This is a genomic window from Bacillus sp. M6-12 (assembly GCF_002860285.1).
Lineage (GTDB): Bacteria > Bacillota > Bacilli > Bacillales > DSM-1321 > Peribacillus.
This window is the reverse complement of the sequence record NZ_PGVF01000010.1, coordinates 16,566-32,797: the sequence shown is the minus strand read 5'-3', so window position 1 is coordinate 32,797 and position 16,232 is coordinate 16,566. Positions and strand designations below refer to the sequence as shown.

Below are 16,232 nucleotides of genomic sequence, written 5' to 3'. Positions count from 1 at the left end.
CGAAAGTCAAATTTCCACTGATGAAGAAACCGTATCTTTCTTAAAGAGTTATTATATCTTGCCGCCCGAAATGTGAAAGTTGGACATCTAATTATGTCGATATGTACTCAGACTTTGTAGATATTTCTCGGGAAATTTGTTGGAATTTGGAGAATGGTATTCGTTGCTTTAAGCTAAGACATATCGTTTGTCAGGTTGGATATCGCTTCATGTGTGGCAGCGATATCTTAAAGTTAACACCATTATTATGGACAATTTTTCTTATGTAACGATGTACGCTAACCCTTATTTTATGTTCCTAACCCTTCCTTTTGTTAGGTGTATCGTCTCGTGGCTTTTTCCGTATCGCGTAACACTATAAGAGGTTCCATACCAAATCGTCATCGTTTACAATTCATATTCGTTTTTTATTTAGACATACATTACTTTTACCATAGCTGGTGCTGAATGGTTCACTTCCTTAGAAGGTAACTCGTCCTTCGGATGTCCATCTTGAACTCCGCTTTTATAATCCGTAAAGGCACTGAATTTATTTATAATAATATCGCTCATCAATACGTAACAAAAAGCTCTTTTCTGTTTCAGGTAATAAATCAAATATTGCAGTAAAGTTTGGCGGATATACATCCCCATACTATTATCCGCCATTATCATTTTATGTAAAAAAATTACAAACCCCTTTTTTCGGCGTTAATAATTTGCTTACATTAAGCATAAATCTTAACAGGCATCTTATTTCCGGAATATGGAGAAAAGCCCTCCCCATTTTGACTTGCGTTCTTGCACCGCTTCTTCTAAGCGATTATTGAAATCATTTTGTGAACTCCATTCTCTTTTCTGTTCGTCCCGCATATTTTGTATTTCTTTTTGCAAAAGTTCACTTCTTTGTTGTTCTTGTTGCAGCAATGTTTCATAATGGTTATTTTGCTGCTCAGTTAATTTTTCAATTTTAGCATTAGTTCTTTTTGCTGAGTTTCCAATACTTGAACTTATCACATGATGGTCTTGCTGGAGTTGGGAAATCTTTGTTTTAAGCTGGGACATATCGTTTGTCAGCTGGACATTCATTTCACGTGTTGCTGCAAGTTCTTTAACTAAAAACATTAAGACTTCTTTTAATTGATTCGGGTCGTGGGGTAAATTATTTTCATATGTATCGTTTATCGCTATCTCTGTTTCATTGGATCCTTCTAATCTTTCTTTTTGCTGCTCCACAAGATCCTTAGCCGTATCGTCCAGGGGCTTGTCAGTATCGCGCAGCGCTATAAGTGCTTTAATGTCAGATTGAACGAAGATACGTCGGTCGCCATCTTTCAAAAACTCGTATCCATTCCGCTCTAAGATTTGGCCATACTTTCGAACTGTGGGAGTTGCAATTCCCACTTCTTCTGCCACCTCCTTGGAAGAGAAAGCTCGTTCATTCGGTTGTATATCGTGCCGCATATCGCACCTCCTCCCATTCAATATGAATGTTCTTAACTTTATTTGCAAGAGGCATATCGCCCATAACTTTTCTAGTGCAGCGCAGCCTGAGATATTTCCCTATCTATTCTTGGGCCAGGCATCTTGCCCCGCATATTAAGATTTTCTGATACATTCCAAAACTCACACCTCCCTTACGATTGGAGCGATATAAAAATTAGGATCATTTAGCCAGGTGACATTAACACAACCAATACAGTTATGCACATATTGCTATGAAAAGAAGGCCTCCCGCCAGTTAAGTAACTGGTGAAAGACCTTCTCTATAAAACCTTCATGCTTCAAAGGGTTTATGATATTTATTACATCATGTCGCCGTAAGATGACAGGGCATTGTTTGAATTACACTAATTCTTTCAGGTTAAATATTGTTGATTTTGACTCATTCATATAAAACCAAGGTTTCGCATGAATAAGCACAGAATAGATCGTAAACAGCAAGAAAGCAATAGATACTATTAATAAATTAATAATCTCTTGAAAAGTTGTTTTTTCCTTTTCGTTTTATACGATACATCGCATTGTCTGCTTTTTTTATGAGTACAGCTAAATCCATTCCATCATCCGGATAAATACTGATACCTATACTTCCAGTCACCTTTAAAGAGTGTCCATCAAACTGAAAAGGTTCATGAAATGCTTCTGAAATCCGTCCGGCCTTTTCTTTCACTTCAGCTTCGTTTTGTATATTTTCTAAAATTAATATAAACTCATCTCCGCCATAACGGCAAACAAAATCAGCTTCCTCAACACAATTTTTCAATTGGACTGCTGTCATTTTAAGTAATTGGTCCCCAATTTCATGACCAAGATTATCATTGATTTCTTTAAAATTATCCAAGTCCATAAACAATACAGCGACTCTTTTTTGTTCTGTAGGATTATCCATTATTTGCGACAATTTTTTATGGAGAGATCTCCTGTTTGGCAAATTAGTTAGAGTGTCATAATGAGCTTGGTATTGAACCACTTTTTCAAGTTCTTTTCTTTCTGTTATATCGTGCGCAATTGTAGATAAAAACTCAACAGCACCGTTTTCAGATTTATGTGCTACAATCATTTGAGAAACGGGTATCTCTTTTCCATCCTCTTTAAGAATAGTTGTTTCCCCTTTCCAATGCCCTTTCTCTATAGCAACTGGTATCCCCTCAGTTTTAATGATATCTGTTACCCATTTTGGATTTACTTTTTCACTAGAGATGTCTTCTTCACTAATTCCAAGCATTTTACGAGCAGTCGGGTTATAATACAAACTATTGCCATTAGTGTCTAAAGTTGCAATAAAATCAGGAGAAGCTTCTATGATATCTAAGAGCTGCTGCTGTCTGCGCTCAATCTGTTTTCTTAAAGTTATGTCTCTATCTATCCCTCTGTAGCCAATACATTTTCCATCAGCATTTAAAATGGGGGAACCACTAGTTTCTAATATTACTTCATGTCCGTCACGATGAAGGTTAATGTTTTCTAAGCTTTTAATAGGCAGCTTATTAGAAAGATGGTATTCAAAAACGGGAGCTATACGTTTCCCTTCCATTGGCTCCATTAAATCAAAAGGTGTTTTCCCTATTACCTCAGAGGGTGAATACCCCAAGATATCCTTTATCCTGGGACTGGCATATGTATATATACCATTTTCATCGACTTCCCAGATCCAATCACTTACATGCTCTACTAACACACGAAATCTTTCTTCGTCTGTCTGTAGGTCAGCTTGATTTTTTATATACTCTTCCATTATCCACCATCCTAAATTGTCCCAATTAACAGAATTATTATAACAGAAATGAAGAATAAGAGGATGCATCTTCTGTAAATTTCTACTCAAAAACAGACGGTTGGGAAATTGAACTATCTATAATCACCAGGTAAATTCACAATATAAGAAGAGCACCAAAAAAAGCACCAGCTGTGACGAATGCTGGTGCTTTCCAAGTTTAGATCAAGTTTAAACAAAAGTTTCACTTTATGAAACGTTTCTATCCTTACTTTTTTGGGATTTTTCATATCCATTTTTCCAGAAATCAGCATTCTTAATTCCATACCTAGATGAATTGAATTCTGGGTCTTTCCCTTGCTTCAATTGATCTTCATAATCTTTTAGAGCAATACTTGCTGGTTTAAATAACAATACAATCGCAATTAAGTTCAGCCAAACCATAATTCCAAGTCCGATATCACCCATTGCCCATGCTGTTGATGCCGTTTTTACTGCTCCATAGAAAGTAGCACCTATAAGGATAATTTTTAATACAACAAAAGCCTTTACTTTGTGCTTACCGCGTACTAGATATGCTAGATTTGTTTCTGCAATATAGTAGTAAGCATAAATCGTAGTGAAGGCAAAGAAGAAAAGTGCAATAGCAATAAATTCTGCTCCGAATCCCGGAAGTATTGTATCAACGGCCGCTTGAGTGTAACCTGGTCCAGGCTGAACTCCTTTAAGGTTTTCAGTTATAAATTTCCCTGTTTTTTCATTTATTACATTATATTGATTTGTAAATAAAATCATCACTGCGGTTGATGTAACAACTAAGAATACATCTAAATAAATAGAAAACGCCTGTACAAGCCCTTGCTTCGCCGGGTGGGATACCTCAGCTGCTGCCGCTGGGTGAGCACCAGTACCCTGACCGGCTTCATTGGCATAAAGACCTCGTTTTACTCCCCACATAACTGCTGACCCAATAATACCGCCAAATACTTCTTCAGCTCCAAAAGCGCTTTTAAAAATAAGTCCAAATACTTCGGGAATTTTCTCGAAATTAATCGCTACGATTGCAATTGCAATTAACAGATAACCGGCCGCCATAAAAGGAACGATAAATTCTGCTACTCTAGCAATACGCTTTACACCGCCAAAAATAGTAAAACCAATAAGTGCGACAACGACTATACCAGTAATTGTTTTGTCAATACCAAAAGCGTTATGAACGCCCTCTGCAATTGCATTTGCTTGTATTCCTGGCATTAAAACAGCCATAGCGAGTAGTGTTGCTACTGCAAAAACGACGGCAAACCACTTCCAGCCAAGTCCCTTTTCTATGTAGTATGCCGGACCTCCTCGATACTCTCCATCCTGCTTTTCTTTATACATTTGAGCAAGAGTCGACTCCACAAAAGCTGAAGCTGCACCGACAAAGGTAATGACCCACATCCAAAATACGGAACCTGGTCCTCCATAAGCAATACCAGTTGCTGTTCCAGCGATATTTCCAACACCTATACGACCTGATAAAGACATTGCTAATGCCTGGAACGAAGAAACCCCCTCATCGGAACCTTTCCCCGAAGCAAGCAGTTTAACCATTTCTTTTATGTGACGAATTTGCAGGAATCTGGTCCGAAAACTAAAATACAATCCGCATAAAACAATGAAAGCAATCAATACTGGGCTCCACAACCATCCGTTAATGGTATTTACAATGTGTTCGATCATAAAATCCCCCTTATTAATTTTTTAATGTCATAAAATATAACATATGTCTGATTATAAATTATGATAGAAATATATATCAATAATTTTTTTAGTATAGTGTGAATTTTTATAATATTTTATAAATATAATATTCTTGCAAATAATAATAAAATTCATTTTCCTTTAAAAAGAAGTTCACATCATTCGGATGGGTTAGCTTGAAATGGGTTGGTTTTAAGATAACAATTGGTAAAACTTAATTCAGCACCCTTTTTGTCAGCTTGGATTTCTCGCTTAAAGCAAACCGTTAAAAGAGAAGTTTAAGACAACAATGGCCTAAATTGATGGAAACTCATTTGGCTGATATAAGGAAGGAAGGTAAAAAGCTCATTGGTTATAAACGTGCTCTCTTTGCTAGAAATTTCTATGAGTTCGTTGATATAACAAAAATCAGATTACGAAAAATGTAAACCTTCACGTAGCCCAAAAATAAAAAAGAAGCTTCTCATAAGTTCAGTGAACTCATGAGAAGCTTCGATTAATATCCTCTATGTTAGCATAATATTAACAAACCCAGTCATATCAAGGGATGAGGGGCGCTATTACATCATGTTGCCCAATTGAGTGGGGCTTTTTCCTCTTCAGTAGACCATCCTATAGTGGAAACATCTAAGCCTCGGGAGTGTTATTTATCCTTTTCTTGTAGCCATTTATCAAATTCAATTGCCACAATTCGTTCCCCAGTAATCCCTTCCGATTCTCCTGATGCCAAAAAGACAATGGGGTTAGCCATTACGCCCGGATCTAGCAACTGAAATTTGCCTTCAAGCTGCTTCTTCACTTCATCTGGAATCATGCCCGTAATGGTGGCTCCTCCAGGAAGCAACATATTCACTGTAATGCCATAGCTCTTTAAATCCTCTGCCATAATATAGGACAAAGATTCAGTGGCTGCGCGAGAAGGTCCATAAGGGACGAATCCCTTTCGCTTCATTGTCTCATAATTCATAGAAATATTAATGATTTTACCTTTTCCCTGTTCAACCATAAAAGGAACAAAACCGCGGGAAACCAGGAAATATCCTGTAACGTTTGTATCAATTAAATCACGGAATCCATTTGGCGAAACTTGGAAGAAAGGCTGCGGTTCAGTCAGAAATTGAGGGTTCACCGTTCGCATTCCTATTCCGGCATTGTTTACGAGAACATCAATTTTTCCCCATTCCTTTTTCACCCAATCGACGGCATCCTTCACTGATTGTTCAGAACGGACATCCATCGGAAGCTCTACAGCATGTAACCCTTGCCTTGTAAGGTTATGTACAGCTTCATTCAATTTCCTCCCCGGGCGGGACGATAAGGCAACAGTTGCTCCCTCTTTTAGAAGCGCTTCTGCCATTGCATAGCCTAAACCACTTGAAGCTCCGGTCACCACGATATGCTGATCTTTTAATTTCATCCTTGTACACTCTCCTTTAAGATACCTTTTCCTGTCTGTGACCCCTTTTTAAAGAGGTGAGGATATTCCTGGTCATTATGTGAAAACTCGATATTTTGCTGCCTAATCGATATGAATGGCAAGACTATTGAACTTAGTAAATAGAATGTCCAAAAAGAGGGGATGCCATTTTGGCAAACTCCGTCTCAATGATTTTAAATGTCGCTACAGCAGGTTTCCAGCCTGATGCTCTTTACTCTTTATGTTAAGCAGTCACACGATTTGAAACTTGTTTTTACAGTACCTTTTGACACGGGCAACCAAATCCCATTTTTTGTTCAGGTTGGTAAACCCCTTGATATATCAATGTTTTAGAGCCTAAAAAAGCCGCTCTTTTTTGAGCAGCTGCATTAACGCATGGCCTGCCTAATTTACTACCCCTTCTTATTCAGGGTTAAGAATCGGTGAATACTCCCAAAACAAAGGGATCCGTCCGAAGTATTAAGATTGATAAACACCTAGTGAGTTTATTAAAAAAGCACCGGATAAAACAAAATGAGATTAAATTGAAACAGCCAATTTACCATGATAATGGGTTTATATTTGCCAGGGATGATGGACATCCACAATTAAGAAAAGTAATTGAAACTAGGCTTAAACGACTGCTGAACATAACTCCCCATTCCTTCAGGCAAACTCATACTTCTTTATTAATTTGAGGCTGGAGTAGGACTTAAGGAGATCCAGCAGCGGTTAGGCCATACGGATATTAATACCACTATGAACATATATGCACATATGACTTCTAACATGGAAGAAAAGGCCTCCCAACAGTTCAGTAAACTGATGAAAGACCTTCTCTGAAAAGATGGGTTTTGTGAAAAAAGTGAGCATTTTTTGCTTACTATGAGCAAAAGTATGAGTAATTAACTTTTACCCACTTAAAAACCTCTATATATTAAGGCTTTTTGATGCTTATTACATCATGCCGCCCGTCAGATGAGAGTGTGTAATATCTTGAACACTGTGTTTCAAAAGTACGGTATATCAAGGTTTTAAATAATCTGAGGTGTAACATCCTCAACTTGACTTTACCATTTTTCACGAGATTGCGTTAGCAAAATGGTAACATTTTGTTTTAGGTCTTTAGATAACCAAAATTGTTTTTTATAACTACACATATTACACGGATTTGATGATGGTGGGAGATGATTATATGCTGGGTTTCCCTATGCTTCTTCCTCTTTAATCCTTCCACTCCGATTTCTCGAATGCTTTTACCCACCTTTATAATCGGGGTACTGTCTTTCATACCATGCTTCTTAGCAAAATATATCCCAATTTCCCCTTGATTTAAATTCTTCATTAAATTTAGCCATAATAATACACCCCAAAAGTAGTTTTCACTCTAACTTTTGGGGTGCAGTACTCGAATAGGTTTACAATTACTTCAGCATGTTAATAAATTCCCTCATGAATGTTGGTAAATCCGGCCATGCCTGACCTGACACAAGATTTTGGTGAGTATGCACGTTTTTATTTATATACGTAGCTCCGCAGGCTCTTACATCAGGCTCAACAGAAGGATAAGCTGTATACTCCCGGCCTTTCATTAAGTCTGGAATGACAGTCAACAGCTGTGCCGCATGGCAAATCGCCCCAACTGGCTTATTGGCTTCAAAGAAATGGCTGACAATCTTTGGCACTTCATCAAACATGCGAATGTATTCTGGCGCACGTCCTCCCGGAATGATCAATCCGTCATACTGCTCCGGATTAACATCTTTGAAAGCTACATGTGATTCAAGGTTGTATGCTGGTTTTTCCTCAAATGTCTCCATTCCCTCTATAAAATCATGGCTAACTGTGCGCAACTTTTTAACAGAAGGAGAAGCAATGGATACATCGAATCCTTCTTCGAGACAACGATAATAAGGATAAAAAACTTCAAGTGCCTCAACAGCATCTCCAGTAACAATCAATATTTTCTTACTCATAAGAATACCTCTCATTCAACTTTTTATTAGAAATATTAGTGTTTACAAACACATATGCTTCAATACCATGTGTCAAGGCATCCATACCCGTGTAAGCTACAATCGAAGCCGGCCTGGAATACGTCCTTTCAGGATAGATAATGGCAATGTCAGGCGTGATTTCATATCCAAAGACCGGATACTTAACTCCCTTATCATAGTCAGTAATAACGGAAAATGGAGATACTTCATTGCCTGTTCCGCTTTTAGTTGAATCGCAATGTCGGCAGTACAATTGGAGCCTTGATCTGATCAAATGGCAGCTCGGGGTTTTCGTAAAAAATCCACATTAACTTAGCCGCATCAAGCGGAGACCCTCCCCCTGCAGCAATGATCCAATCCGGCTGGAATTCTTCCATCTTCTTACCGCCGTTTTGAGCGGTTGTAATGGATGGATCGTTTTCAACGCCTTCAATTAGCTGGGTTTCAATACCGGCCTGACGCAAGTAGAATTCGATTTTATCCAGATAACCGGATTTTTTAATGGATTGGACTCCAATGACGATTGTCGCTTTTTCCCTTAAATGCTTTTCAATACTTCCAGGGACCCTTCCTCAAAGTAAACATACCTCGGAATAGTAAATCGGTTCATATGTGTAAATTCTCCTTTTCCTTAATGAAGTAGGGGAAGCTGTATCAGTATTTCCTTATTATCTTTTTAATATCACATAATAATTCATAATTAACCCAAAGTTAAAGGTTACTAATGAGCATACTCAGGATCTCTCTCAACGTTTGCACCCAAAATGAGTTCTTTGTTGAGTTTTAATAACTTGTCCAAAAACCTTATGGATCCTAAGACTATTTGGATGTGTTCCTCTGTTTGAACGTTTTCCATTTTCTTTTGTTCAATCAGATCATTTATAACTTGTTTAAACGCATTGGTCTTGATGAGCCATTCCCCAACTAGCTCCTTTGTTGCATCTCTCTCAAACTTGTTTTTCACTGCAAATAAGCTTTCCGTTTTTGTTTCCCTTAGTGTCACGGAACTCATATCAGCATTCATGCGGATGCGAAAATAATTCTTTCTACTGTCGTAATATTTTTCTTCCTTTAACAGATAATACTCTACCCCTATTGTAATTTCGTAAAATGGAGCTATCTCTGTAGGATAGTGAAGTTCTTTAACCTCCACATTTTTCACAAAGTCTAAATAGGTTTCCATACCGTATTGGGTATTTATTATTTTTGCATCCAATACATTCATATTTTTCACTCCCTTTTACACCTTTCGGATTGAGTTAATATTTACATCTTGTTTACTAAATTCTATCCCATCTTAACCTAATTGCTTTTTTCGACCGCGTGTCCGCCAAACTCATTGCGCAGGGCAGCAACCACTTTCCCGGTAAACGTGTCAGTATCTAAAGAGCGGTAACGCATTAAAAGCGACATGGCGATGACAGGTGTGGATACTTGCAGATCCCGTGCTGTTTCCACAGTCCACTTCCCTTCGCCTGAAGATTGCATGATTCCTTTGATTGGGTCAAGGTTTTCATCTTTTGAAAAAGCATGCTCTGTCAAGTCCATCAACCACGAACGAATGACTGAACCGTTATTCCAAACTCTTGCCACTTTTTCATAATCAAAATGAAAATCACTCTTCTCCAGTACTTCAAACCCCTCACCTATCGCAGCCATCATTCCATACTCTATTGTCATGGCCACATTTAGGACATTTTTCATCTGTAGTAATAGATAAACATCTTTCGCAAACTTTTCGATGCTTTGCTTTTGACCTAACCATAGCCGTTTCATTCCTTTCCTGTTAATTGATCTATTTTGAATAAAGCTATATTTTTTTATCTGCCAAATCTTTTGGAATGTGTGAGTAAGAAAGATTAAAAATATCTTCATTCTTCCTACTAAAAATTGTTATATGTTCTTATTCCTTACGATCTCTAACTTTAAATAAGATTGGCTCACGGCATAGATGTTAGTATAATACCTACAATAAAATATTCATAGTACGCACTTTTTTAATATATAGTATACTTTTATATACCAATGACTTTTGTTCGTTTTAAATAAGATTACATAAAACAAAAAGATCCCCGTCAGTGTTACGAGGATCTTTAAAACTTTTTAGATAATAGTATTGAAAAAAATTACCGAGCATTAACGGTTCGTTGAGATGTTTTTGCTTATCACTGCGTCATCGGCCCTGCAGTTTTCTGTAGGTGTAATCACACCTTTACAAATCGGTATAATTTACCTACCATCAAATATTATCCACTTCAAAACATCTTATCGGGTCAAGCGATATTAGGATTTTTTAGAAGAATTTGCATTAGGTAATATAAGCGACCTATCTACACCAGATGTTTCACAAACATAGGAAGCCTCCATAATAGCTAATGGATCTTTTGCTAAAACAACACTTTTTAATTTGGAAAAAATAAACCTGTCGGTAATACAATATATAATCTTCTTTCTTTGACCTAAAAACCCGCCTTCCCCATACAAATATGTGATGCTGATGTTTAGATTTTTGATAATACTATCTCCTACTTCATCAGGTTTTTCTGAAATAATCATTACAGCTTTCCCGTGATTTAATCCATCTAAAACATAATTAATCATTTTCGTCACAATATAAAAAACGGCTAGAGAGAGCATAGCCTTTTCTAACGAATAGACAAACGCCGTAATCGTAAAGATGACTGAATTCACTACTAATAAAAAAGAAGCAATAGGGAATCGATAGTGTTGGTTAAACCAAATTGCAAGCATTTCAGTGCCGTCTATTGCACCGCCAAATTTTACAACGATCCCGATCCCGACACCTAAAACTACTCCTCCATATAAGACAATTAACACATCTGATTGAGTAATAGGAGGGATTGATTTAAATAGTACTAAACCAACGGTGGTAATGATATTTGCATACAGAGTTCTAATTACAAAGGTTTTACCAACTTCTTTCGATGTAAAGATTAAGATAGGAATGTTTAATCCCAATAATACAACATAAATTGGAATTCCCCATATTGCATTCGCCATAATCGATAACGCTGTAACACCACCATCTACTAGCCCGTTTGGTGCTAACATCGTTTCTATTCCTATAGCAACCATTGCCGCCCCAAAAGTTATAAACACATATTCAACAAATTTATCCATAATCACACCCAAAATTAAATTGTTTTATTCTTCTGTTATGATTAACAGGAATGCTTTTTTCATACAAACTGCTGATTTTTTAAAAATAGCGAAATCATTAATTGTCAGTTTCCCTTTTTGGAGAATGAATATCTTGTTTAATTTGTTTTATTCGCTTTTTGCCCCACTCATACATCATTTCAACAATTGGTTGTAAAGTCATTCCGAGTTCAGTCATCGAATATTCAACTTTTGGAGGAACTTCAGGGAAAACTTCTCTATGGACGACTCCATCTTCTATAAGTTCACGCAATTGATTCGTTAATATTTTATGTGATATTTTCGGGAAAAGTCTCTGCAGTTCACTGAATCGGTGTGGTCCCTCAACACCTAAATGCCATAAAATAACAATCTTCCATTTACCACTAATGATGGATAAGGTGAGTTCTTTTTCACAGTTATAATCACCCTTTAAAATCTTCTGTCTGATTTCTTCTCTTAATGTTTCTGACATGGCTTTTTAGCTCCCTTTTTATTTTACCAGTAACTTTTAGGTAACCTCCGCACAAAAAAGTGCAGTCTTCATAATGTAGACCTCCTGTTGTACAATTGGGTTCAGTCATATAGACCAGTTTTTCTTATTATTAGGAGGCAAACATATGAATAAAAAAGCATTACTTATTATTCCACCGGAACGATTTAATGAAGATGAATTATTTCAACCTAAAACAATATTAGAAAATGCTGGAGTTGAAGTAACCCTAGCAAGCACTAAAACAGGTGAAATTACCGGCGACTATCAAGGCAAGGCAAACGCTGAAGTGATCTTCTCCGACGCTTCAGCAATTGATTATGATGTCGTAGCTGTAATTGGCGGATCTGGTACGAACGATCATCTATGGGGAAATCTAGAACTACTAGAATACTTAAAGCAAGCATATCAGCAAAAAGTTCTTGTAACAGGAATTTGTGCAGGAGCCGTTACTGTAGCTAAAACAGGTTTACTTTCCGGACGAACAGCAACATGTTATCCAGTTGATGTGCAAATTAACGAATTGAAAGAAAATAAGGTAGAATATATTCAAAAACACGTCGTTGCACATGATGATATTATCACTGGTGATGGCCCAGATGGTGCCAAAGAATTTGGAGAAAGCCTAATCGCTGCTTTACGCTAAATTTTGGTTTTTACTATAAAAGTTTGATGAATTTAAAGCCTTCAAGATTTATTCTTGAAGGCTTCTTTACATATATACTAATATTTCAGTAATGAAAATCCGCAGCTCCCTGCATGATAACCGAGATTCGAAAGATTCTCTGAAATCTACTACCAAACATTATTTCGATAAACGCTCCAGGATAGCAGCTTTTTCTGCTTCATAACCAGGTTTGCCAAGTAAAGCAAACATATTCTTTTTGTATGCTTCGACTCCTGGCTGGTCGAATGGGTTAACGCCTAGTAGATGACCACTAATCCCGCATGCCTTCTCGAAAAAGTAAACCATCTCACCGTAAGTGAACTCATTCATTTCATCCAGTTCAATCACGAGATTAGGTACTTCCCCATCTGTATGGGCTATAAGGGTACCCTGAAATGCACTTTTGTTGACTTCATCCATTGTCTTACCGGCTAAGAAGTTTAATCCATCGATATTATCCGGATCTTCCTGAATGGTTACATCAATTCGAGGTTTCTTAATCTGTAAAACTGTTTCTATAAGGTTTCGTCGGCCTTCTTGTACATATTGCCCCATGGAATGCAAATCCGTTGAAAAATCGACAGAAGCAGGAAAAAGCCCTTTTTGATCTTTCCCTTCACTTTCCCCAAACAGCTGCTTCCACCATTCCGATACGTAGTGAAGGGAGGGCTCATAGTTAACAAGCAATTCGATAACTTTGCCTTTATTGTAGAGTGCATTTCGCACTGCAGCATACTGGTAGCTCTCATTTGTCAATAAATCAGGATTGTTGTATTTACGAGCAGCCGCTGCTGCCCCTCCCATCATTTGATCAATATCGAGTCCTGCTACGGCAATTGGTAAGAGACCAACTGCTGTTAGCACAGAATACCTTCCACCAACATCATCCGGAATAACGAACGTTTCATATCCTTCTTCGTCCGCAAGCTTTTTTAATGCGCCTTTTTTCTGATCTGTCGTAGCAAAAATACGTTTTCTCGCCTCTTCTTTTCCGTATTTTTTCTCCATATAGTCACGGAAAATACGGAAAGCAAGGGCTGGCTCTGTCGTTGTTCCTGATTTAGAAATGACGTTAACAGAGATATCTTTCCCCTCTAATAGCTCAAATAAATGAGAGATATAAGTAGAACTGATATTCTGACCGGCAAAATAAACATGTGTCTTATTATTCATCTGGTTATGAAAGCTATGGGACAGAGATTCTATAGCCGATCTTGCCCCCAGGTACGAACCACCAATACCAATTACAACCATTGCGTCTGAATGTTTCTTGATTCTTTCTGCAGCCTGTTTAATTCTTTCAAATTCACTCTTATCATAGTTTAGTGGCAAATCGACCCAACCAAGATAATCAGAGCCGGGGCCTGTTTTTTCATGTAGCATTTTATGAGCCACTTTTACAAATTCACTTAGATTATCTACTTCACTCTTTTTCATAAATGCTAATGCATTGGAGTAATCAAACGAAATAGTCATACATCACTTCCCCTTTCAATCAACTTTAGCTTAGCCGCTTCAATCGGAGATCCTTCTCCGTAAAAAAGATCTCTCGGCATAGTAAAACGTTTCTGGTTAGTGCATTCTTCTTTTCTGCAGTGCATAAGGGAAGTTTTTAAAAACACATTTAAACTCCCCTTTTCAACATTTTGAAAAAATCCTTAGTGGGACCGTGTAATTATCAATAGCGTACATTAAAAAATAGTTAGTATTAAGAAAACTCAATGGTCCCTCTCTACATCGGCACTTAGTATGTCTTCTGTTTTGATTTCAAGTAATATTTCCAAGAATCTTATCGTTCCTAATACTTTTCGAGTGTCTCCCTCATTTTGAACATTCTCCATTTTCTTTTGTTGGATCAGTTCACTTATTACTTGCTTGAAAGCATTGGTTTTTATCAGCCATTCTCCAACCAGCAGCTTAGTTGAGTCTCTCTCGTGTTCGGTTTTGACAGCAAATAAACTTTCGGTATCTGTCTCTCTTAACGTGATTGAATTAAAATCTTCGCTCATTCGAATCCGAAAATAATTCCTTTCACTGTCATAATATTTTCCGTCCCTTAGAAGAAGATACTCTATCCCTAATACTATTTCATAAAAGGGCTCATTATCTGATGGAGAATGGAGTTCTTTTACTTCGATATTCTTCACCATGTCTAAATAGGTTTCTAAACCATATTGTGTGTTAATAATTTTTGCATCCAGTACGTTCATGATGTCACACCTCAATATTGTTTTATTTTTTTGGCTCTGTTAAACTTGTCTGTTGGCTCCAGGTGCTCGCTTTCCGCGGGCGAGCCGGGATCCTCCTCGGCGCTGTGCGGCTGCGGGGTCTCCCTTGTCCCGTTTTTCCCGCAGGACGTTGAATCATCATCTGTGAATAGGCATCGCACGAGAAAATGTGAATGCATCTTCGAGGAGTCTCGCTCCTTCCGCTTCAATCAACATAGTTAACACTATCAACGACTTAAGTAAATCTACCAATTTTCGGGATATGCCGAACTAAAAATCCAATGAATTTCTGGCTCATTTAACGAAAGACATATACAGCAGATGACTTTATGATTTTTCCACAGCATGTCCGCCAAATTCATTACGAAGGGCAGCTACCACTTTACCTGTAAATGTATCATTGTCTAATGAACGGTAACGCATTAGTAAAGACATAGCGATAACAGGGGTAGCTGTTTGAAGATCCAAAGCGGTTTCAACTGTCCATTTCCCTTCCCCAGAAGAATACATAATGCCCTTAATTTCATCTAATTTTGCATCTTTAGAAAATGCGCATTCTGTCAATTCCATGAGCCATGAGCGGATGACAGAACCGTTATTCCACACCCGTGCCACTTTTTCATAGTCAAAATCGAAATCGCTTTTTTCCAGGACTTCGAATCCTTCACCAATGGCGGCCATCATTCCGTATTCTATTCCATTGTGGACCATTTTTAAGAAGTGGCCACTACCAGATTTCCCAGCATATAAATACCCATTATCTACAGCTGTATCTCTAAAAATCGGCTCGACAATGCTCCATGCTTCAGGATCTCCACCAATCATATAACAAGCACCATAGCGAGCACCTTCCATCCCCCCAGAAGTACCGGCATCCATAAAGCTCACGCCAACTTTCTTCAACAGTTCGTAACGACGAATGGATTCCTTATAATGCGAATTACCAGCTTCAATGACGATATCTCCCTCACTTAGAAATGGTGTGATTTCACTAATAACTGAATCAACGACGGAGTGTGGGACCATTATCCAAACAACTCGTGGCTTTTCTAATGATTGAACAAGATCTTGTAAACTGGATGCTCCTTCAACTCCGTATTTTTTAATTTCTTCAATAGCATTTGTATTTAGATCAAACGCCATTACATGGTGTTTATTGTCAATTAAGTTTTTTCCTAAGTTCATACCCATTTTTCCTAATCCAATTAATCCTACTTTCATTTGAGTTTCCTCCTTTAAATTACAAAAAATAGCCTGTATTATTATGCTACCCATTTGTTGTTCTTCATGGTCTCCTTATGGAACCATAATGATTCAACAAATACTTTAAGT

General features: G+C 37.6%; 15 protein-coding genes and 1 pseudogene. 1 reads left to right on the top strand and 15 read right to left on the bottom strand.

The features are described 5' to 3' along the window. Positions 1–411 precede the first annotated feature (411 nt). From CVD28_RS13340 to CVD28_RS13280, 12 genes and pseudogenes are all read right to left on the bottom strand, one after another. On the bottom strand, positions 412–633 hold the full coding sequence (locus CVD28_RS13340) for a hypothetical protein (protein WP_101592863.1): 222 nt from the start codon (positions 631–633) through the stop codon (positions 412–414). 99 nt (positions 634–732) lie between these two features. Beyond that, positions 733–1,443, bottom strand: coding sequence for a hypothetical protein (locus CVD28_RS13335; protein WP_101592862.1), 711 nt, complete (start codon positions 1,441–1,443; stop codon positions 733–735). Positions 1,444–1,948: 505 nt separating this feature from the next. Continuing rightward, positions 1,949–3,217: a sensor domain-containing protein gene (locus CVD28_RS13330; RefSeq protein ID WP_180954159.1), complete on the bottom strand. Its 1,269-nt coding sequence runs from the start codon at positions 3,215–3,217 to the stop codon at positions 1,949–1,951. 228 nt (positions 3,218–3,445) lie between these two features. Then, complete coding sequence (locus CVD28_RS13325; RefSeq protein WP_101592860.1) at positions 3,446–4,918, bottom strand: alanine/glycine:cation symporter family protein; 1,473 nt, start codon at positions 4,916–4,918, stop codon at positions 3,446–3,448. Between the two features lie 664 nt (positions 4,919–5,582). Beyond that, positions 5,583–6,356: an SDR family NAD(P)-dependent oxidoreductase gene (locus tag CVD28_RS13320; RefSeq protein WP_101592859.1), complete on the bottom strand. Its 774-nt coding sequence runs from the start codon at positions 6,354–6,356 to the stop codon at positions 5,583–5,585. A gap of 1,424 nt (positions 6,357–7,780) precedes the next feature. Then, positions 7,781–8,332: a DJ-1/PfpI family protein gene (locus CVD28_RS13305; RefSeq protein WP_101592857.1), complete on the bottom strand. Its 552-nt coding sequence runs from the start codon at positions 8,330–8,332 to the stop codon at positions 7,781–7,783. Then, positions 8,325–8,606, bottom strand: coding sequence for an iron-containing alcohol dehydrogenase (locus CVD28_RS28815; protein WP_257985862.1), 282 nt, complete (start codon positions 8,604–8,606; stop codon positions 8,325–8,327). Before CVD28_RS28815 ends, CVD28_RS13305 begins: the two co-directional genes overlap by 8 nt. Continuing rightward, the gene (locus CVD28_RS28810; protein ID WP_257985863.1) at positions 8,578–8,856 is read right to left on the bottom strand and encodes an iron-containing alcohol dehydrogenase; all 279 of its coding nucleotides are present in this window, start codon (positions 8,854–8,856) and stop codon (positions 8,578–8,580) included. Before CVD28_RS28810 ends, CVD28_RS28815 begins: the two co-directional genes overlap by 29 nt. Before the next feature lie 218 nt (positions 8,857–9,074). Continuing rightward, positions 9,075–9,578, bottom strand: coding sequence for a hypothetical protein (locus CVD28_RS13295; protein WP_101592856.1), 504 nt, complete (start codon positions 9,576–9,578; stop codon positions 9,075–9,077). A gap of 77 nt (positions 9,579–9,655) precedes the next feature. Beyond that, positions 9,656–10,027: pseudogene (locus CVD28_RS13290) on the bottom strand (phosphogluconate dehydrogenase (NAD(+)-dependent, decarboxylating)); the annotation flags it as partial. Between the two features lie 609 nt (positions 10,028–10,636). Then, positions 10,637–11,494 carry a YitT family protein gene (locus tag CVD28_RS13285; RefSeq protein WP_101592855.1) on the bottom strand — a complete coding sequence of 286 codons (858 nt, stop codon included), beginning with the start codon at positions 11,492–11,494 and terminating at the stop codon, positions 10,637–10,639. Between the two features lie 97 nt (positions 11,495–11,591). After that, positions 11,592–11,987: a winged helix-turn-helix transcriptional regulator gene (locus tag CVD28_RS13280; protein ID WP_101592854.1), complete on the bottom strand. Its 396-nt coding sequence runs from the start codon at positions 11,985–11,987 to the stop codon at positions 11,592–11,594. A gap of 145 nt (positions 11,988–12,132) precedes the next feature. Here CVD28_RS13280 and CVD28_RS13275 point away from each other — a divergent pair, with 145 nt between their 5' ends. Continuing rightward, positions 12,133–12,651 (top strand): DJ-1/PfpI family protein, encoded by a 519-nt coding sequence (locus CVD28_RS13275; protein WP_101592853.1) that lies wholly within the window; start codon positions 12,133–12,135, stop codon positions 12,649–12,651. Between the two features lie 159 nt (positions 12,652–12,810). Here CVD28_RS13275 and CVD28_RS13270 read toward each other — a convergent pair whose 3' ends face one another. From CVD28_RS13270 to gnd, 3 genes are all read right to left on the bottom strand, one after another. After that, on the bottom strand, positions 12,811–14,148 hold the full coding sequence (locus CVD28_RS13270; RefSeq protein WP_101592852.1) for a glucose-6-phosphate isomerase: 1,338 nt from the start codon (positions 14,146–14,148) through the stop codon (positions 12,811–12,813). 242 nt (positions 14,149–14,390) lie between these two features. Continuing rightward, on the bottom strand, positions 14,391–14,882 hold the full coding sequence (locus tag CVD28_RS13265) for a hypothetical protein (protein ID WP_101592851.1): 492 nt from the start codon (positions 14,880–14,882) through the stop codon (positions 14,391–14,393). 345 nt (positions 14,883–15,227) lie between these two features. Then, complete coding sequence (gnd, locus tag CVD28_RS13260; protein ID WP_101592850.1) at positions 15,228–16,121, bottom strand: phosphogluconate dehydrogenase (NAD(+)-dependent, decarboxylating); 894 nt, start codon at positions 16,119–16,121, stop codon at positions 15,228–15,230. Positions 16,122–16,232: the final 111 nt, after the last annotated feature.